The sequence below is a fragment of the Rossellomorea aquimaris genome (genome assembly GCF_003315075.1).
Lineage (GTDB): Bacteria > Bacillota > Bacilli > Bacillales > Bacillaceae_B > Rossellomorea > Rossellomorea aquimaris_C.
In genome coordinates, this window is sequence record NZ_QNRJ01000026.1 from 1 (window position 1) to 19,915 (window position 19,915).

The 19,915-nt window shown below is 42.7% G+C and carries 20 protein-coding genes; 16 read left to right on the forward strand and 4 right to left on the reverse strand.

All coding sequences use genetic code 11. The features are described 5' to 3' along the window. The 11 genes from DET59_RS19240 to DET59_RS19290 all read left to right on the forward strand — a co-directional run. The coding region (locus DET59_RS19240; RefSeq protein WP_113971222.1) for a DDE-type integrase/transposase/recombinase at positions 1-576 on the forward strand (576 nt) is incomplete at its 5' end. Between the two features lie 407 nt (positions 577-983). Further along, a complete protein-coding gene (yfcC, locus tag DET59_RS19245) occupies positions 984-2,486 on the forward strand; it encodes a putative basic amino acid antiporter YfcC (RefSeq protein WP_113971223.1) in 1,503 nt (500 codons plus the stop codon). Positions 2,487-2,561: 75 nt separating this feature from the next. Further along, positions 2,562-3,734: a beta-aspartyl-peptidase gene (gene iadA, locus DET59_RS19250; RefSeq protein WP_113971224.1), complete on the forward strand. Its 1,173-nt coding sequence runs from the start codon at positions 2,562-2,564 to the stop codon at positions 3,732-3,734. Positions 3,735-4,060: 326 nt separating this feature from the next. Beyond that, the gene (locus DET59_RS19255; protein WP_113971225.1) at positions 4,061-5,332 is read left to right on the forward strand and encodes an MFS transporter; all 1,272 of its coding nucleotides are present in this window, start codon (positions 4,061-4,063) and stop codon (positions 5,330-5,332) included. A 172-nt stretch (positions 5,333-5,504) separates the two neighbouring features. Further along, positions 5,505-6,044, forward strand: a complete 540-nt coding sequence (sigY, locus tag DET59_RS19260) for an RNA polymerase sigma factor SigY (protein ID WP_113971226.1) — start codon at positions 5,505-5,507, stop codon at positions 6,042-6,044. Next, positions 6,022-6,342 carry a YxlC family protein gene (locus DET59_RS19265; protein ID WP_113971227.1) on the forward strand — a complete coding sequence of 107 codons (321 nt, stop codon included), beginning with the start codon at positions 6,022-6,024 and terminating at the stop codon, positions 6,340-6,342. The genes sigY and DET59_RS19265 overlap by 23 nt, the downstream gene beginning before the upstream one ends. Next, on the forward strand, positions 6,339-6,551 hold the full coding sequence (locus DET59_RS19270) for a sigmaY antisigma factor component (protein WP_113971228.1): 213 nt from the start codon (positions 6,339-6,341) through the stop codon (positions 6,549-6,551). The genes DET59_RS19265 and DET59_RS19270 overlap by 4 nt, the downstream gene beginning before the upstream one ends. Positions 6,552-7,177: 626 nt before the next feature. Then, complete coding sequence (locus tag DET59_RS19275) at positions 7,178-8,935, forward strand: ABC transporter ATP-binding protein (protein WP_113971229.1); 1,758 nt, start codon at positions 7,178-7,180, stop codon at positions 8,933-8,935. After that, on the forward strand, positions 8,932-10,950 hold the full coding sequence (locus DET59_RS19280; RefSeq protein WP_113971230.1) for an ABC transporter ATP-binding protein: 2,019 nt from the start codon (positions 8,932-8,934) through the stop codon (positions 10,948-10,950). The genes DET59_RS19275 and DET59_RS19280 overlap by 4 nt, the downstream gene beginning before the upstream one ends. A 220-nt stretch (positions 10,951-11,170) precedes the next feature. Continuing rightward, positions 11,171-11,551 (forward strand): hypothetical protein, encoded by a 381-nt coding sequence (locus tag DET59_RS19285; RefSeq protein WP_258549745.1) that lies wholly within the window; start codon positions 11,171-11,173, stop codon positions 11,549-11,551. After that, on the forward strand, positions 11,548-12,042 hold the full coding sequence (locus tag DET59_RS19290) for an endolytic transglycosylase MltG (protein WP_258549746.1): 495 nt from the start codon (positions 11,548-11,550) through the stop codon (positions 12,040-12,042). Before DET59_RS19285 ends, DET59_RS19290 begins: the two co-directional genes overlap by 4 nt. Before the next feature lie 75 nt (positions 12,043-12,117). Here DET59_RS19290 and DET59_RS19295 read toward each other — a convergent pair whose 3' ends face one another. Further along, positions 12,118-12,726 (reverse strand): NAD(P)-dependent oxidoreductase, encoded by a 609-nt coding sequence (locus DET59_RS19295; protein WP_113971232.1) that lies wholly within the window; start codon positions 12,724-12,726, stop codon positions 12,118-12,120. 206 nt (positions 12,727-12,932) lie between these two features. Between DET59_RS19295 and DET59_RS19300 the strand changes: the two genes are divergently transcribed. From DET59_RS19300 to fumC, 4 genes are all read left to right on the forward strand, one after another. Continuing rightward, on the forward strand, positions 12,933-13,757 hold the full coding sequence (locus DET59_RS19300; protein ID WP_113971233.1) for an amino acid ABC transporter substrate-binding protein: 825 nt from the start codon (positions 12,933-12,935) through the stop codon (positions 13,755-13,757). After that, positions 13,741-14,436, forward strand: coding sequence for an amino acid ABC transporter permease (locus DET59_RS19305; protein WP_113971234.1), 696 nt, complete (start codon positions 13,741-13,743; stop codon positions 14,434-14,436). Before DET59_RS19300 ends, DET59_RS19305 begins: the two co-directional genes overlap by 17 nt. A gap of 18 nt (positions 14,437-14,454) precedes the next feature. Beyond that, complete coding sequence (locus DET59_RS19310; protein WP_113971235.1) at positions 14,455-15,189, forward strand: amino acid ABC transporter ATP-binding protein; 735 nt, start codon at positions 14,455-14,457, stop codon at positions 15,187-15,189. A gap of 157 nt (positions 15,190-15,346) precedes the next feature. Then, positions 15,347-16,732, forward strand: a complete 1,386-nt coding sequence (gene fumC / locus DET59_RS19315; RefSeq protein WP_113971236.1) for a class II fumarate hydratase — start codon at positions 15,347-15,349, stop codon at positions 16,730-16,732. A gap of 114 nt (positions 16,733-16,846) precedes the next feature. On the opposite strand, the gene DET59_RS19320 is transcribed toward fumC, so the two are convergent. Beyond that, a complete protein-coding gene (locus DET59_RS19320; protein WP_034763234.1) occupies positions 16,847-17,065 on the reverse strand; it encodes an alpha/beta-type small acid-soluble spore protein in 219 nt (72 codons plus the stop codon). A 298-nt stretch (positions 17,066-17,363) separates the two neighbouring features. On the opposite strand from DET59_RS19320, the gene DET59_RS21445 reads away from it, so the two are divergent. Further along, complete coding sequence (locus DET59_RS21445) at positions 17,364-17,615, forward strand: hypothetical protein (RefSeq protein WP_142675614.1); 252 nt, start codon at positions 17,364-17,366, stop codon at positions 17,613-17,615. Between the two features lie 71 nt (positions 17,616-17,686). Here the strand turns inward: DET59_RS21445 and DET59_RS19325 are convergent, their stop codons facing one another. Further along, the gene (locus tag DET59_RS19325; protein WP_113971237.1) at positions 17,687-18,784 is read right to left on the reverse strand and encodes an ABC transporter ATP-binding protein; all 1,098 of its coding nucleotides are present in this window, start codon (positions 18,782-18,784) and stop codon (positions 17,687-17,689) included. A gap of 97 nt (positions 18,785-18,881) precedes the next feature. Beyond that, positions 18,882-19,796: a PucR family transcriptional regulator gene (locus DET59_RS19330; protein ID WP_113971238.1), complete on the reverse strand. Its 915-nt coding sequence runs from the start codon at positions 19,794-19,796 to the stop codon at positions 18,882-18,884. Positions 19,797-19,915 lie beyond the last annotated feature (119 nt).

Consider the following 19,915-nt stretch of genomic DNA (forward strand, 5'->3'; position numbering starts at 1 on the left):
GATCAGTTCTGTGGAGATGAAACCTATATACGGGTGAATGGGCGTTGGCATTACTTATTTTTCTTCTTTGATGCGGTCAAGAAGATCATTCTTTCCTATCCTGTTTCACCTAACCGTGATACAGCGACCGCCATAAAAGCGCTTAATGACGTTCTAACCAAGTTCAAGGTAATACCTGAAGATCTGTCATTCGTAGTCGACGGAAACCCTATTTACCTGTTAGCCCAACATTTCTTCGCTCAACACGGGATTTCTTTTGATGTGACACAAGTCATCGGGCTCACGAACGAAGATCCTGTGTCAACTAAACATCGTCCTTTAAAGCAGGTGATCGAGAGACTAAACCGGACCTTCAAGGGCAACTACAAGAGCACGCATGGATTTGGTTCGGCAAAGGGCTCGGTATCGTATGTGACCCTTTTTGTCGCCTATTTTAACTTCCTGCGCCCGCACGCAACTCTAGAGGGCAGGGTTCCCGTGGTGAACCCGTACCTTGAGAAACTGCCGACCATGCCTGCCAGGTGGACGAAGTTGATTAGCCTGGCTCAGGACTGGATCATCGACCAAACTGCCTAACTTTTGTTTAGCTGAGCCCTTAACCAGCAATCGGCGGAGCGAACTCTTGACAAACCGAACTGGCCAATGGTTTAAAATAGCTGAACCAAGGGCTTATTTGGCATGCCTTCTTTTGTCCCCTTCGCCCTTGATGAACACCTCACAAACCATTGGCGTGTTTGTCAAGAGCGATTGCGGCGACCAAGAACCTAACATTTGCGTTAAAGATAATGCCCTTTTCAACTTTTCATAAGTTTTTTGACACTACCGGTTTAATTGGTTTACAAATAGTTTAATGGTTAAATTTATTTTAACCGATAATAACCATTAACGCACCCAAAGTTTGTATTTTCAGATAATTTTCGTTTGGCACGGAACTTGCATGTATATTTGTGAAGTAAATCATACTGTCAAACGGGGGGAAAGAAATGGAGAAAGAACAAAAGGCCTGGAAGGTGCCGCATACATTTATAATTGTTTTTTTCGTTGTACTGGCTGCCGCAATTTTAACGTATGTCGTACCAAAGGGGCAATTCACGACAGAAGAAATCACGTTCATGCAGGATGGAGAAGAACAAACGAAAACGGTATTAAATCCTGATTCTTTCAGTTATTTAAAGGATGATGACGGAAATCTAATTCGAGAAGGAACCAGTCTTTTCGAGTCGGGTGGCGGAATCGGATTCCTTAATTATGTATTTGAAGGTCTTGTATCAGGGGATAAATGGGGATCCGCTGTAGGTGTAGTAGCCTTTATCTTAATAATTGGTGGAGCGTTTGGTATCATCATGAAGACAAGGGCCATTGAAGAAGGTATCCTCAAGGTAATTGAGAGAACGAAAGGAAAAGAATCTCTCATCATCCCTATTATGTTCTTCTTATTTTCATTAGGGGGAGCCGTGTTCGGTATGGGGGAAGAGGCGATCGCCTTTGCCATGATTCTCGTTCCAATCATGATTGCGATTGGATATGATGCCATCACTGGAATCATGATCACCTACGTGGCGACTCAAATCGGTTTTGCCACTTCATGGATGAACCCATTCGGGGTGGCCATCGCCCAAGGTGTTTCAGGTGTTCCGGTTCTTTCCGGAGCGGGTTTCCGCATTGTTATGTGGATTGTCTTTACACTTGTGGGGATCATTTACACATGGAGATATGCCCAAGCGATTCATAAGGAACCTAAACGAAGTCTATCTTACGCTTCTGATGAATACTTCCGTAAAGAAGGCAGAGTACAAGACTTAAATACCCAATTCACTTTGGGTCATTCACTTGTCATATTGACGGTTGCAGCAGGTATTGCCTGGATCATTTGGGGAGTGGTGGAACACGCTTACTATATCCCGGAGATTGCAAGCCAATTCTTTACGATTGGATTAGTTGCAGGAATCATTGGCGTTCTATTTAAATTGAATGGAATGTCATGGGATGATATAGCGGATGGGTTCATCGACGGAGCGAAGGATTTATTGCCGGCTGCATTAGTTGTAGGTATGGCAAAAGGAATCGTCATTATCCTTGGTGGAGATGCACCTGACGCACCTTCTGTATTAAATACGATGTTATATGGAGCAGGACAAGTGGTCGGGGATTTTCCTGAAGCCATTTCTGCCTGGTGTATGTATATATTCCAGTCTGTATTCAACTTCTTTGTTGTATCTGGTTCCGGTCAAGCCGCTCTGACAATGCCTTTAATGGCTCCACTTGCAGATATTGCCGGAGTCTCACGTCAAGTAGCGGTCCTTGCCTTCCAATTAGGAGATGGATTAACCAATATTCTTGTTCCGACCTCTGCTGCCTTACTCGGTACACTTGGAGCTGCCCGTGTCGATTGGGGTATATGGGCTAAATTCATTATTAAATTCATGCTCATTCTATTCGTTCTGTCATCGATCTTTGTGATAACGGCAACACTCATCGGTTTCTGATTTGATTGATTGTGCCGAACCTTGTTGTAAGGTTCGGCGCGATTATATAAATAAGAAGTGAAGGGAGCAAACATCATGCTGACATTAATTCAAAACGGAGAAGTATATGCTCCAGAATTTTTAGGGAAAAAGGATATATTGATAGTAGATAATAAAATAGGTTTTATTGAAGATAAGATTGAACCTCCTCATCAATTTGTGGATATAAAGATTGTGGATGCAACAGGTAAATATGTTGTTCCTGGTTTTATAGACTCGCATGTACATATAATGGGTGGAGGCGGCGAGGGCAGCTTTCGTACGAGAACACCGGAAATTCAACTGACTCAGGCCACACTTGCCGGTATCACGACTCTTGTTGGTGTGATTGGAACAGATGGAACGACGAGAACGATGGCGAGCCTTGTGGCGAAAGCAAAGGGCCTTGAAGAAGAGGGGATTACCTGCTACGCGCAGACCGGTTCTTATCAAGTGCCTTTGAAAACACTTACCGGTAAAATCGAGGACGATATTATATTAGTAGACCGCATCATCGGAGTAGGTGAAGTAGCGATTGCTGACCATCGCTCATCTCAACCCACTGTAAACGAATTAACGAAAATTGCATCTGCTGCCCGAATCGGGGGCATGCTGTCCGGTAAATCGGGAATAGTCAATGTTCATGTAGGAGATAGTCATGACCATTTAAAGCTTCTCGAGGAGATAGTTGATACCACAGATATTCCGATTAAACAATTCTATCCAACCCATATCAATCGAAATGCCCATCTGTTTGAAGCAGGAATTCAGTACGCTCAAAGAGGTGGTTATGTAGACTTTACGACCAGTACCATTCCCCAGTTTCTCGAAGATGGCGAAGTGAAATGCAGTAAAGCGCTAAAACGCATGCTCGATGCAGGTGTACCGGTGGAGCAAATCACATACACCTCGGATGGACAAGCAAGCTTACCTAATTTTGATGGGGACGGAGAACTGATCGGATTACAGATTGGTCAGGTGTCGAGTCTGTACAGTGAAGTAAAGGACGCTGTTCTCGAAGAAGGCATTCCGTTAGAAACAGCCATTAAAGTCATAACATCAAATCCTGCCAAAATCCTGAAGTTTAAGCAAAAAGGTCACGTTGAGGTAGAAAAGGACGCTGACCTGGTGCTGCTGGATAAGGATACGCTTGAAGTGAACACGGTGTTTGCCAAAGGTAAGTTGATGGTAGAGAACGGTGAAGCGGTTGTGAAGGGCACGTTTGAATGATTTTAGGTATTAAAATAGCTTGGAGCCTTGGGGCTTTGGGCTGTTTTTTTGTTAAAGACAGGATTTATGATCAGTTGTAGGGATAACGGCGAAATCGTCTTTTTAACGGCGAAATTCTGGATATAACGGCGAAATCACCATTTTAACGGCGAAATTCTAAATATATCGGCGAAACGGCTTCTCCTGAATTCTTTGCTATCCGAAAGGGGCTATCCCATTCCCTATCCGACCCCAGACGGAGGAAAAAACCACCAATAGACCCTCATGTTCTTCGGGTATTCCTTATACTATAAAGATAGTTAATCATTGATGGGAGACGGGTATTCATGAAAAAAATGATTGAAATCTTTAAGAATCCAATTTTTCTAAAGTTATTCTTTGCTAATTTCACTTCTCATATGGGAAGTGTGATCGGTTTGACTGCCTTTATGTTTTATCTACTGGACCGGTTTTCCGAGCAACCTGTGTATGCTTCCCTGACTGAAATGATGTACTCATTACCCACTCTTCTCGTCTTCTTTCTTGTTGGAGTATTCGCTGACAGAATGGACCGGCAGAAGATTGCCTACCACTGTGATACGATCAGTGCGTTCCTTACACTTTTATTATTCGGGGCCATCTACATTGGCTGGCTGCCCCTCATATTTGCCATCCTGTTTCTAAGAAGCGGTGTCCAGAAGTTCTTCTTTCCTGCTGAACAGGGGATACTGCAAGGAGTGCTTTCGAAAGATGATTATTCAACGGCCGCCGGCTTGAATCAAATGGTGATGAGCTTGTTTATGTTACTTGGAAATGCTGTTGCCATCTTTGTATATTGGACGGCCGGGATCTACGGTGCAATTGCAGTCGATTTTGTTACATTCGTTATATCTGCCATCTTGATCAGGAAATGTATCATTCCAGAAGAGGTTCGTCTTCCAAACGGCAAGCATACGTGGAAAGACTTGAACATTCAGTCTGTGACGAAAGATTTTACAGCCGGGATGAACTATATCCTGAATCACAAGCTGCTATTATCCTTGATTGGAGGATTTGTTGTATTTGGGATTGTGAACGGCGGGTTCTCGGTCATTCCTATATTCATATTGAAATATAAATTAGCCCCGGAGTCTTATGAAGAATATTCGATTCTATTGGGTGTCGCATTCGGTGCCGGTGTTTTGATCGGCAGTATCTTCTCTTCCATGCTATCTCAGAAGTTTAAATTTCATGTATTGATTGTTGCAGGGCTGGTGATATCCGGGACGTTTATCATCGCAGCATCCTTTGCCCCTACGACATGGATCTTCCTCACGATCATCTTTTTCGCGGCACTGGGCTTACCCCTGGTGAATATTGCAATCGGGGGATGGATGCCGAGCATCATCGATCCGAAAATGATGGGAAGGGTGCAGGGGTGGATCAATCCCCTTATGATGCTGTCACAGTCCATTACCCTTGGCGTGGTTGCTTTGACATTCCCTACCGTCGTAACCGTAGAAATGCTCTACTGGCTCGTTGGAGGATGTCTAATCATAGTAGGTATCTTCTACACCATCATTCTTCCTAAATATGTAAAAGAGGAAAACAATGCTCAGCCTGCTGCTCTGAATGGCTAAGTTACAAGCCCTCCATGAATAGGAAATGACTATTCATAGAGGGCTATTTTTTATTTTGAAAATAGAATGAAAATATTTCAAAAAAAGTATAATGAATTTATGAACGATTTTTCCTGTTATGCGTCTTATAAATGAACTCGCAGGCTGGGGTGGAGAGAAAGGACAGTAAAGGATGGAAGAGAGAGATCTGATCAAACGGGCGAAAAAAGGGAATCACGAAGCCTTTGCCATTCTTTTTCAAGAACATTATCCTTTTCTAGTAAAGTACTTAATGAAAGTGACAATGAATCGGGATCAGGCAGAGGAGCTTGCACAGGATACAATGGCAAAATGTGTAGAGAAGATTCATCAATACAATGGGAAATCAAAATTCTCATCATGGCTGATTTCCATCGCAACCAATCGTTATATTGACCTTCAGCGTAAAAAGAAAAGAGAACAGAACTGGCAGAATGAAGAAGTGAACGTTAGAAAATTAAAATGGGAGATGGAGTCAAGGAATGAAGAATGGAATGATGTGCTGGCAGCCTTATCCACACTATCAGATGATATCAGGCTCCCTATCATTCTGAAACATTACTACGGTTATTCCTATGAAGAGATTGGTCAATTGACAGAAATACCACCTGGGACAGTGAAATCACGGGTTCATCATGGAATCATCCGGCTGAGAAAGGAGTTGAAAATAGATGAACAACCATCAGGAACATAGCGATGAATTAAAGAAATTACTGGAGGGCGGATTCCAGTCAATTGATGAAGACATTGACGAAAGCACCCCGTCCCTGCAGTGGTTTGAACAATTAGTAGAGGATCAGCAAGTGGAGCTTAAAGCCAGGTTTAAACGGGATCTCACCATCTTTCTTCTTCTGGCCTGTTGTATCTTGACTGTGTTTTCCCTTACGTTATTTCAAATGCCGATTCTATTTCTTCTCCTTCAAGTTGCCATCTTTGTGGGAGCCTCGATTTTTACTGGTATAACATATACGAAAAAGGTGAATAGGACATGACAAAAGAAGAGCTCTATATCTTACCACTTGTCATACCGATCCTTCTGACTCAAAGTATTTACCTGTTCATCGATGCCCGGAAGAACGGACATAACTATTGGTTCTGGGGGATCTGGGGATTGATTCAATGTCCATTCCCACTCATCTTTTATTTCATATTTGCAAAGAAGATTTGGAGGAAATTCAAGGCAGGGGAGAGGGAATCATGATTATAGTTACAACCGATTTTGTACTAGGTAATGAAGAAAAGAATTAAGAGGATTTGAACGGCTGTCGTCGTGGAATCATTCTGCCTTTGTGGTTCACTTATATTGTGGAAAAACATATAGTATATAGAAAATTTTCAATAAAAATAATATTGACACAATTCGTGGCGTATAGTATGGTTATTAATGGAATAAATAATAAAAATGAATGGAGGGTTTGTGATGATGAAAGTGTATACAATTCATGGCGTACCAGCAGTGTTCAATACCAATTTCATATCATCACATAACCAGTAACTCCTTAATCATTCTGTATAATGAATATTAATGGCACAGGTTATGCATATAATCTGTGCTTTTCTATGTCCAAAATCAAAGACGGACGTTTGTAAGGCGCAACAGATTGGTGGGGATTCGGAAGGAATCTCTATGGATTTTGTTATAAATGCCTTAGGCGTCTGTCTTTTTTTTCGTTTCGGTGTACCCAAGGACCATCCTTGATCACATATCAACACTTACTTTCAGAAGGAGGAAATGATTATGTTAATCATTCAAATGAAGAAGATGATGTCTGCTGTGGAGACAGAAGGCGGATAGTGAAGAAAGCCAACAAGAGGAGGTAATGTGGAATGTTTAGTATTTTTAAGAAATTATCGTGGTTTTTTATTGAAAATTGGAAGAGATATACGGTGGCCATCGTTCTATTGACGATTGTCGGAATCCTTGATGTGATTCCACCAAAGCTTGTGGGGAATGCCATTGATGACATTCACCTGGGGGCGATGACGTGGGAAGTCGTCGTGAAATATCTATGGCTGATTGCCGGAATCGCACTCATTTCGTACGCAATGACGTATGTGTGGATGTATCAATTATTTGGCGGAGCCTTTCTCGTTGAGCGTAAGCTTCGCGGTAAATTTATGGGACATTTATTAAAGATGACTCCGACTTTTTTTGAAAAGAATCGTACGGGAGATTTAATGGCAAGGGCAACGAATGATCTGAAGGCCATCTCGGTTACAGCCGGTTTCGGGGTTTTGACACTAATCGATTCCAGTGTCTTTATGTTAACGATCCTTTTCACAATGGGATTTCTTATCAGCTGGAAATTGACTATCGCAGCGATATTGCCGCTTCCGATCATGGCTATGTTGATGAAGGTGTACGGTGCTAGAATTCATAAGCGATTCACGGAAGCCCAGGATTCATTCGGTGACTTGAATGATAAAGTGCTTGAGTCGATTGCAGGTGTCCGTGTCATTCGTGCGTATGTACAGGAAAGAGCGGATGAGAAGCGTTTCGCTGATATGACTGAAGACGTCTATAACAAGAATATTGGAGTGGCAAAGATTGATTCCCTCTTTGAACCAACAATCAAAGTCCTCGTCGGGTTGAGCTATTTGATCGGACTTGGTTATGGAGCCTACCTTGTGTTTCACCAATCGATCACATTGGGAGAGCTTGTTTCCTTTAACGTTTACCTCGGGATGCTGATATGGCCGATGTTTGCCATCGGAGAGTTGATCAATATCATGCAGCGCGGGAATGCATCACTTGACCGGGTTCAAGAGACACTTGATTATGTGCAGGACGTTCAAGACTCCGAGAACCCTAAATGGATTGATTCACCTGAGCATATCGGATTCAAGGAAGTGGACTTTCAATACCCATCCTCAAATGTACTGAACCTTTCCGATATCAATGTGAACATCCAACAAGGAGGTACCCTTGGAATCGTCGGGAAGACAGGAAGCGGAAAAACAACCTTAATCAAGCAGCTCCTCCGTGAATACCCTGCCGGAAAAGGGTCTTTATCCATTGGAGGGGTCCCGATCAGTGAATTGACCATCCAGCAGGTTAGGGACTGGATCGGTTATGTGCCCCAGGATCATGTCCTTTTCTCAAGGACCGTCAGAGAAAACATTCTGTTCGGAAGACATGATGCGACTGAGCAAGACCTGGAACAAGCCATTGAACTGGCTGATTTCAAAAAAGATCTTGAAATGCTTCCTGACGGATTGACCACTCTTGTAGGAGAAAAGGGTGTGGCCCTGTCTGGTGGTCAGAAGCAGCGGATTTCGATTGCCCGGGCGCTGATCAAAAATCCGGAAATCCTGATTATGGATGACTCGCTATCGGCTGTGGATGCGAAAACAGAAGCGAAGATCATAGACAATATACGAAAAGAACGTGAAGGAAAAACAACGATTATTACGACTCATCGTCTATCCGCCGTTCAGCATGCAGACTGGATTATCGTGTTTGAAGATGGGAAAGTGGTAGAAGAAGGGGTGCATGAACGACTCCTTGAAAATGGTGGTTGGTATAAAGAACAATTCGATCGCCAACAAGTTGAAGATTCCTCACGCGAGGAGGTGGGCGCATGAACGTCGGAAGAAGACTAACCGAGTATGCCCTTATTTATAAAAAAATCATCATTGCTGCCCTTTTGATGCTGAGTGTGTCAGTAGCGGCTGAACTTGCAGGTCCTTTTATTGCGAAGAAACTGATCGATGATCATATACTTGGAATCGAATCCACCTGGTATGAAACGGTGGAGGGGAAAGAAGCTGTATCCTATAAGGGGAAATGGTATAAACGTGAACAATATTTTTCAGAAGGGGAGACGAGAAAAGATGATATCCGTATCTTACAGGTCGGGAGAGAGTTTTATTTCGTTCCTTCCACCGTCTCCTTCGACGGAGAAAGGTCGGTCCATTCAGGGGAAATGACGATCACGAAAGGCGATGAGTCGGCCGCTTATCCCGCCGAGAAGTTGACCGGAGAAGAGCTGCTGCGTTTTTATAATCCTGAAATCCCGAAGATCATTAAATTGATTGCCTTCTATTTTGGGCTGCTTGTCGTCGCTGCCTTTTTCCAATACGGTCAGCGATACTATTTGCAAAAGGCAGCAAACCGGGTCATTCAGAAAATGCGTAATGATGTGTTCCAGCATATCCAGAAGCTTCCGATCCGCTATTTTGATAATCTGCCGGCAGGAAAGGTCGTAGCGAGGATCACAAACGATACCGAAGCAATCCGGGATCTGTATGTAACAGTCTTATCAACCTTTTTCTCCAGTACAATTTACATTATTGGAATATACATCGCACTCTTTATACTTGATGCAAAATTAGCAGCCATTTGCTTGATCCTGATTCCGATCCTGGTTGTATGGACGTACCTGTATCGTATCTATGCGTCTAAATACAATCATATCATCAGATCGAAAGTGAGTGATATCAATGCCATGATCAATGAGTCGATCCAGGGCATGAACATCATTCAGGCTTTCAGCAGAGAAAAGAAAACGAACGAAGAATTCGAAGAGTTGAACGAAACGCATTTCAAGTATCAAAATAAACTCTTGAGCTTGAACTCCATGACATCCCACAACCTGGTCGGGGTACTGAGAAACATCACCTTTGTCGCATTCATCTGGTATTTCGGAGGTGCTTCTATGGGAGTGGGATCGGTTGTCACGTTGGGGGTGCTCTATGCCTTCGTCGATTACATCAACCGATTGTTCCAGCCGGTGACAGGGATCGTCAATCAGCTGGCAAACCTTGAGCAGGCACTTGTGGCAGGGGAACGGGTTTTTCGCCTGTTGGAAGAGACCGGAACCCCGGTTGAAGATGAGAAAATGAGCAGGTATGACGGAAATGTCAGCTTTGAACATGTCTTCTTTGGGTACAAGGAAAATGAATATGTGCTGAAGGATATCACGTTTACCGCAAGCAAAGGCGAAACCGTTGCCCTGGTGGGGCACACAGGTTCAGGGAAAAGCTCAATCATGAATCTATTGTTCCGTTTTTACGATAGCAACGAAGGGAAGATCCTGATTGACGGAAAAGACATTATAGATATTCCCTATCAAACGATCCGTGAGCATATGGGAATTGTCTTGCAGGACCCTTATTTGTTTACGGGAACCATCGCATCCAATGTAAGCTTGGATGACCCCAGAATTTCAAGGGAACAGGTGGAAGCAGCACTCAAAGCCGTCGGTGCTGAAAAAGTGTTCAAAAACCTTGAGAACGGCTATGACGAACCGGTGATCGAGAAAGGAAGCACCCTTTCTTCAGGGCAGCGTCAATTGATCTCCTTTGCAAGGGCCCTTGCTTTTAATCCAGCGATCCTGATTTTGGATGAAGCGACGTCGAGCATTGATACAGAGACGGAAGCAGTCATTCAGGAAGCGATGGAAGTCTTGAAAAAGGGCAGAACGACCTTCATCATCGCACATCGACTATCCACGATTAAGAGTGCCGACCAAATCATTGTATTGGATCGGGGAGAAATTGTGGAAAGGGGCAATCATGACGAACTGATGAAGCAGAAAGGCCGCTATTATCAAATGTATCAGCTTCAGCAGGGATCACAAGGAGACATGGCAGGGTAATGGGGGAAGGGCATCTGACGAATGGAGTCGGATGCCCTTTATCTTCTTTTGGTAGAAAAACAGTCTGAGGTACAATCAAATAGCCCTGTGATTTCTGCATAAATACAATTTTCTGCAAAGAAAACAGGACTTTTGTGGGATTTTGTCGTTTTAAATCGAATTTCTCTCTTAATCAATGTATAATTTAATTGATAAAAAAGTTTCATAAAGGGAGGATCCTATGATGGGATGGGCAATCGCCATTTTATTTGGGACAGCAGTCGTGCTGCTCATTATATCGTTTATTAAAACGACACAATCCAACTCGCAACTTGAACAACAAATAGAGCATGTTTCAATTTCAGTATTGAATGAAGTACATGACCTGGAGAAGCAGTTACGGAATCTTCAATTAGATGCTGAAATTACAGCACAACAGTCTGGGGCAGCACCAGCGGAATCGGAAGAACGGTTTATGCTGCGTGAGATGCTTGACTTACATAAAAGAGGGTATTCTATTCAAAGCATTGCATCCAAAAAACAGCTCACACCGAATGAGGTAGAGCGCATGCTTGCTCCTTACATGACAAGGAAGACTGAAAGGAGCTTAGTAGCACAATGAGAGTGACGCCTAATTCATTGCGCAGTTTTGCTGCAGGTCTCTTAATCGCAACGACGTCAATCGGTGCCGTTTATATGTTTGGTCCTTCGGAAGCCGAGAGTACAGCGAAAGTGGAAACCTTTAAAACGGAGAAGCTTTCAGAGGAAGAAATGGTAAAACAACTGACTTCAAACGGTTTTGTTATACATACAGAAGCAGAGTGGAACAAGCAGCTTACAGCCATGAACGAGAACCAGGAAGAGAAAGCGGAAGATAAGAAAGAGGAAAAAACGGACGATAAGGTCGTTTACAAGACCATATTGACTGTTTCTACCGGTATGACAAGTATTGATGTCGGAAATGCCCTGGAAAACGCAAACATCATCAAAGACGGCCTCGACTTCTACAAAGAAGTTGAAAAGCGAGGACTTGAGAATGATTTGCGCCCTGGTACGTTCGAAGTCGAGAGCGGAATGACAACAGACGAAATCATTTCAACTATATTCAAATAATGGGTAGTAGGGACAGGGGACTGTCCCTACTTTTTTTGGTCAACAATTTGGGACAAGCGACCTGTGCCCCGACACTCAGTAACAAATCCCCACGCGAGTTCTGATATAGCGATCATCTTCCAGCTGTTGGTAGATGAAATCCCCCGTGTCATATATGGAGACGCTTTTTCCGTCTTCAGGAAGGACATCACCCTCTGTCCGGAATTCCCCAAGGCGCTCTCCATCTGGTAGGTAAGTGGGACAAACAATCGTCCAATCCATTTCTGAAGCTTTTAAAATTAAATAGGTTCTTAAATGGTCTTCGGCAGCAGTCGTGCTTCTTCGTTTAGATTCACTTGACTGAAATCGATACAGACTGGACTCCTTTCGGGCTTGAAGGATCCCTGCTGTCCCACAGGTAATGATACGTTTTACACCATGATACCTCATTGCTTTTAAGAGGATGGGCATGCTCCTTGAAAGTATGTCATTTTTATCCGTATTCAAGCAGCTGATCACCGCATCGCAACCCTCTATGGTTTTCATAACATCTGCTTCATTCAATACATCGCCAGCAATATCGATACCAGATGCTTGTCCATCCCTATATTTTCTCACCAGGCGATTTACTTCATGTGTGGAGTTTGCTTGTTGAAAGACAACAGAACCGACTCGGCCCGTACTTCCGAATAAAGCGATTTTCATCAATATGACCTCCCTTTTCCCATTAGAAATAGTTTATCGCAAAATCGTTATTCTTTACATGATTGAGCCTATGAGAACACATACTAATGAGTGTGAAGAATGAAAAAGTCTCGAATTGAAACTTTTGTATTGACTTATTTCTTGTATCGTTTTATGATGACATTCGTAATAGTTTTAAATCCGATAAGAATAGTGGGGGTTTTACAATGAAAAAATGGAAATTATCCATCATCATGCTAATTGCTTTATCCATGGTATTAGCTGCATGTGGTCAATCTAATGATAAAAAAGAATCCAGCGGTGATTCTAAAGAAGGTTCTAAGACTTCACTTTACGATCAAGTGATGGAAGAAGGAGAATTACTTGTTGGCACGGAAGGTACATACCCTCCTTTCACATTCCACGACGAATCCGGGGAACTGACTGGATTTGACGTAGAGATTGCCCGTGAAGTAGCGAAGCGCCTTGGTGTCGAGGCGAAATTCCAGGAAACTCAGTGGGACGCAATGTTTGAAGGACTGAACTCCAAACGTTTTGATATGATTGCAAACCAAGTGGGAATTCGTGAAGATCGCCAGGAGAAATATGATTTCTCAAAACCATATATTGAATCAAGTGCAGTAGTGGTCGTATCGAAAGACAATAAAGACGTTACATCATTTGAAGATATCAAGGGATTAACTTCTGCTCAATCACTGACAAGTAACTACCGCGACATCGCTGAAAAAAATGGTGCTAAAATCCAGGGGGTAGAGGGACTGTCACAATCCATCCAACTCCTTGAACAAGGCAGAGTGGACGTGACAGTGAACGATAAAATCTCTATCCTGGATTATTTAAAGAAACAGCCGAATGCCAATGTCAAAATTGCGGCTGAAGCTGAAGATGCCGGTCAAAGTGGTCTCATGTTCCGTAAAGGCAACGACAAGTTAGTGGAAGAAGTAAACAAAGCGTTAGAGGAAATGAAAGAAGACGGTACGTACAAAGAGATTTCTGAGAAATGGTTCGGAGAAGATGTATCTCCTAAGTAGTATTTACCAGGATCCTGAAGCAATGATTGATATTTTACAAAGCTCCCTGCTTCCAATGCTAGAGGGAGCTTTGTATTATTCTATCCCTCTGACGCTGATTTCTTTTGCTTTAGGAATGATCCTGGCCGTCCTTACAGCCCTTGCCCGATTGTCCAATGTATCGATTCTAAGGGGAATTGCACGATTCTATGTCTCTGCCATCAGGGGTACACCTTTACTCGTTCAATTGTTCATTATTTTCTACGGATTACCTACACTTGGAATAAAGTTTGATCCGTTCCCGTCTGCCATCATCGCTTTCTCGTTGAATAAAGGTGCCTACTCCTCTGAAATCGTCCGTGCAGCAATCCAATCGATTCCTAAGGGCCAATGGGAAGCGGGTTATTCTATTGGTATGACGTATTCACAGGCCTTAAAGAGAATCATCCTGCCGCAGGCTACCAGAGTATCCATCCCGCCGCTATCGAACTCGTTCATTAGTTTGGTGAAGGATACCTCGCTTGCTTCTTTAATTCTCGTAACGGAAATGTTCAGAAAAGCACAGGAAATCGCTGCCACAAACTATGAGTTCCTGCTCATGTACATGGAAGCTGCTTTGCTGTACTGGATCATTTGCTTTATTCTATCCATCATTCAAGGGCGTATCGAGACAAGACTGGACCGATATATTGCCAAGTAATTTTAAAGGAGATTGAATATGATTTCCATCAAAGGATTAACCAAACGATTTGATCAATTAGAAGTATTAAAAGGAATGAATGTTGAAGTCAATAAAGGACAGGTGATCGTCCTGATCGGCCCATCGGGTTCAGGAAAGACAACCTTCCTGCGTTGCATAAATGCACTGGAAACACCGAATGACGGAACCGTATCAATTGGCGGGACTTCCGTTGATTTCAATAAGAAGGTTTCCAAGCAGGAGCTTATTAAACTTAGACGGAAAACAGGCATGGTGTTCCAAAACTATAATCTGTTTCCCCATATGACCGCACTGGAGAACGTAATGGAAGGACCAAATGTCGTCCAAAAACGCAATAAGTCCGAAACAAAGCAAAAAGCGATCAGATTGCTTGAAAAAGTAGGACTCGGTGACAAAGTGGACTATTATCCATTCCAGCTCTCAGGAGGACAGCAGCAGCGGGTCGGAATCGCAAGAGCATTAGCGATAGAGCCGGAAGTGATGCTCTTCGATGAACCAACCTCAGCACTAGACCCTGAATTGGTAGGAGAGGTTCTAAAAGTAATGAAGGACCTTGCTGAAGAAGGAATGACCATGGTTGTCGTGACTCATGAAATGAGATTTGCCAAAGAAGCAGCTGATAAAGTCATCTTCATGGATGGTGGGTATATCGTTGAAGAAGGCTCTCCTCAAGAAGTGTTTGAACACCCTAAGAACGAACGTACGAAACAATTCCTGAACTTAATACAATAAATTGTAAAAGATGAATGAGACTCATGCTCATTCATCTTTTTTTTTAGGTTTATGGTCATAATGTGATGTGAGACTAATAAACTTTTCTGAAAAAGGTTAGATCACCCTGATTAGTGGAAATATGGTAATAGACGAGTCATTTAAGGGAGGAACTAGAATGGAATATCGTATAGAACGTGACACAATCGGAGAGATGAAGGTACCCAAGGAAAAATATTGGGGAGCACAGACACAGCGAAGTAAAGAAAACTTCCAAATCGGTACAGAGAAAATGCCCATTGAGGTTACATATGCCTTCGCACAGTTAAAGAAAGCCGCCGCAGTCGTCAATCACTCACTTGGTAAGCTTTCAGATGCCAAGAAGAAGGCAATTGGACAGGCATGTGATGAAATCCTCGAAGGAAAGTGGGATGCCCATTTTCCCCTTGTAGTATGGCAAACAGGAAGCGGTACACAATCCAATATGAACATAAATGAAGTCGTTTCCTATCGTGCGAATGAAATTCTCAAAGATAAAGGATCGGATGAAAAAGTCCATCCGAATGATGATGTGAACATGTCCCAAAGCTCCAATGATACATTCCCTACAGCCATGCATATCGCAGCGTACCAGGAAATCGAAGCAAAGCTGTTTCCTGTCGTTCAGGAATTCACTGCGACACTAAGAGAAAAAGAAGACCAATTCAGTGATATTATTAAAATCGGACGTACCCATCTTCAGGATGCAACACCATTGACCCTCGGTCAGGAAATCAGCGGATGGCGCGCCATGATGGAGAAATCCTATAGTATGCTGAGGGAAAGCGTTCATCAATTAGTCAATCTGGCTATCGGGGGGACGGCTGTCGGCACGGGGATCAACGCCGATCCGGAATTCGGTGACAAAGTGGCAAGACAACTAGAAGCTCAGACAGGCATCAAGTTCATCTCATCTGATAATAAGTTTCATGCCCTAACGTCCCACGATGAAATCGTGTACGTGCACGGAGCTGTAAAAGCACTGGCAGCAGATCTGATGAAAATAGCCAACGATGTCAGGTGGTTAGCGAGCGGTCCCCGTAGTGGTATTGGCGAATTAACCATACCTGCGAATGAACCGGGAAGTTCGATCATGCCGGGTAAAGTGAATCCCACCCAGAGTGAAGCAGTGACGATGGTAGTGACACAAGTATTTGGGAACGACGCGGCCATCGGATTTGCCGCCAGCCAAGGAAACTTCGAACTTAATGTATTTAAACCGGTCATCATCTATAACATGCTGCAATCTGTACGCCTGCTTACAGATGGTATAAAGTCATTTAATGATAAGTGTGTGAAAGGACTAGAAGCGAACGTAGAGGTGATAGAAGACTTTGTTCAAAGGTCCCTTATGCTCGTAACCGCTTTAAATCCTTATATCGGGTATGAAAAAGCGGCTGAAATAGCCAAGAAAGCCCACACCAATGGCTCTACATTAAAAGAAGCAGCCATCGAATCAGGATATCTGACAGAAGAGGAGTATGATAAGTGGATCGATCCGGCAAGCATGGTTCATAATAAATAGTATGAATGGCCGGCTCCTGCTAGAGTCGGTTCTTTTTTAAATAGGAGAGACAGCCAAAATGAAAACCCCCGGCATAGAGACCGGGGGTTTTATCCAATCATATGCAATTGCTGATTATTTTTGGTACCCGCCACCGATTTGTTGTTCAGCCATTTGAACCAGGCGTTTAGTGATTTCTCCACCTACAGAACCGTTAGCACGAGCTGTAGCATCTGGTCCTAATTGTACGCCAAATTCAGAAGCGATTTCGTACTTCATTTGGTCGATTGCTTGTTGAGCTCCTGGAGCTACTAGTTGGTTAGATGAATTGCTGCGAGATTGTTGCTGTTGCATAATCTGTCATCTCCTTAAAATGTATAAGATTTTTTTTTGGTTGGGTTAGCTGGAATTGCACCAGCCCGCTATTCCATGAGCGACCATCTTAATATGGTGTAACCCATCGAGTGGGGTAAGAGAATGCTTTGTTGCTGCCTTGTTACTAGGTATTATGGTTTGTTTGGGGCAATATATTCAACGTGATGACAGGGAATTTATTCCTGTTAACTTCCTATAAGTTTTCTACATAAATCATCGTGATTGTAAAAAAGATACCACTATACAATGAATTAGATTGAAAGTATGGTGACACAGCATGAAAGCTTGCGCATTATGTAATGGGATCGTTGAATACAGGGGACTTTGCCGTAAGTGCGGGGACTCTACAACAGATCAGGGAAGATATTATGATTTTTATGATGAGTACAGTGCGTATATGGATATCCAGCATGTACAATTAGCCGATGGCATTCCGAATAGCAGCTGCTCTGATACTTGCCTTCATCTTTTCACATGCATTCGATGTGGGGAAGAAGAGGGGAAAAGCATAGATTTGACAGAGTTTTAAACGATGGCAAAAAATGCCGCACTCGTGAATGAGTGCGGCATTTATTTAATGAAGATATATAAGCTTTTATTTTATCGGATTCTTGACTCAGATTCTGAATCAAAGAAATGAGCTTTGTTCATATCAAAAGCAAGTTCAATCGTTTGACCGGCAGCGATATCGGTACGAGAGTCAACGCGGGCTACAAACTCTTGTCCTTCTAATTGAGAGTAAAGCATTGTTTCAGCACCTGTTAACTCAGATACTTCAATCTTCGCAGTGATTTTCGCACCTTGAGCAGTATCCAGGAAAAGTGGCTCATCATGGATATCTTCAGGACGCACTCCCAGAACAATGCTCTTGCCTACATGACCTTGTTCGCGAAGCACTTTCATTTTTCCTTCAGGTACAGAAACTTTCGTATTTCCAATGACGAATTTTCCCTCTTCAAGGGACCCGTGGAAGAAGTTCATGGCAGGAGATCCAATAAATCCGCCTACGAAAACATTTTCAGGCTTGTCGTATACTTCTTTAGGAGATCCAACTTGTTGGATGACTCCATCTTTCATGACAACAATACGTGTTGCCATTGTCATTGCTTCTGTCTGGTCGTGTGTAACGTAGATCGTAGTAGTTTGTAAACGTTGGTGAAGCTTGGCGATCTCTGCACGCATTTGCACACGAAGCTTAGCATCAAGGTTGGATAATGGCTCATCCATTAAGAACACTTTCGCATCACGAACGATGGCACGGCCAAGTGCTACACGCTGGCGCTGACCACCTGATAATGCTTTTGGTTTACGATCAAGCAGTGCTTCAAGACCAAGGATCTTAGCCGCTTCTTGAACGCGACGGTCAATTTCTTGTTTATCGAACTTACGTAATTTAAGACCGAAGGCCATATTATCATATACGCTCATGTGTGGGTATAAGGCATAGTTCTGGAAAACCATGGCGATGTCACGGTCTTTCGGTGCCACATCGTTTACGCGCTTTCCATCGATAGAGAAATCTCCTTTAGAGATTTCTTCCAGTCCGGCAATCATACGCAAAGTCGTGGACTTCCCGCAACCTGATGGTCCTACAAATACGATAAACTCTTTATCTTGAATATGAAGATTAAAGTCATTTACTGCCGTAACTTTACCATCATAAATTTTGTGGATATTTTCTAATTTTAATTCAGCCATTTTACCTTCTCCTCCTTGAAATGCAATCGTTTTCATCTATAGCCCTATTGTAGAGAAAGCGGATTCAAAACGATATGGTCAACCTGCACAAACTTCCTTAATCTTTTTTATGCAGGTTGTCAGATTGAAAGTTCAAGCATGCGAAATAGGCTAAAATTCCACCTTGAAACGTTTTAATATCGATATTGGTTTTTTCAATGAACTTATCAATTCGATACTGTACGCTATTCCGGTGCATAAACAGTTTCTTGGCAGTCTGACTGATATTTGATTGATGTTCGAGAAAAGCCTTAACAGTGTGAATCAATTCAGGATCTTCCTGAAAGGTGTCAGCCACCTTTGTGAAAATTTGTCTTTTCCATTCCTGCGGTAAATGATGCAGAGCAAATTCAGGCAGAACCGTCACCACGGATTGAATGAATGCCTGCTTCTGCACGGTTCTTGAGAATGAAAACAATTCCCGCTCATATTTAAAGGTGAGAGGGAATTGTGGAACCTCATGAAATTGTCCTATGAAATAAGAAAGACTGACGAAGAAGTCCGATTCAATTACATGGGAAATCGACAGTAATTGCTCTTCATCCAAATTCCAATCATTTTTCCCTTCGATGAGCAATCCCATGTGATCATCTTGCAAAACAAGGATCGTGTTGAGTGGCAAAAGATGTTGGAACGCTTCTCTTAACAGAATCTGGTCCAAACTTTCCTTCATCGAGAATTGAATGATACGGAATTCGCCGTCTATATTTGAAGGAATTGGGCCATTCTTATATAAAAAGGTGAACCATTCCATTGAGTCGGGAGAATCATTGATCGATCCGGATGGATGGATGATTTCTTTAAATAAGCAGTGTAATAACCCCAGTTCCTCTTGAGTGATCTCACTTCTATCAATGCCTATGTATTCATCTTCTTCTTCATTTGTAAACCAAATCTTTGTGGATTCAAGACTGGTTGGATAATGGTTTTGGATTATGGCAGCAGGAAATTTTTTACGTAATGATGTAAACATGTCATCCCTCTTTGTTCATTATTATAGTAAAAAAGGTTATAATGTCTATTGTACTGAAATAGTTGGATTAATCAAAGTGTGCATGATTGCAAAAAATCGCTAATTTTAATACTATTGAA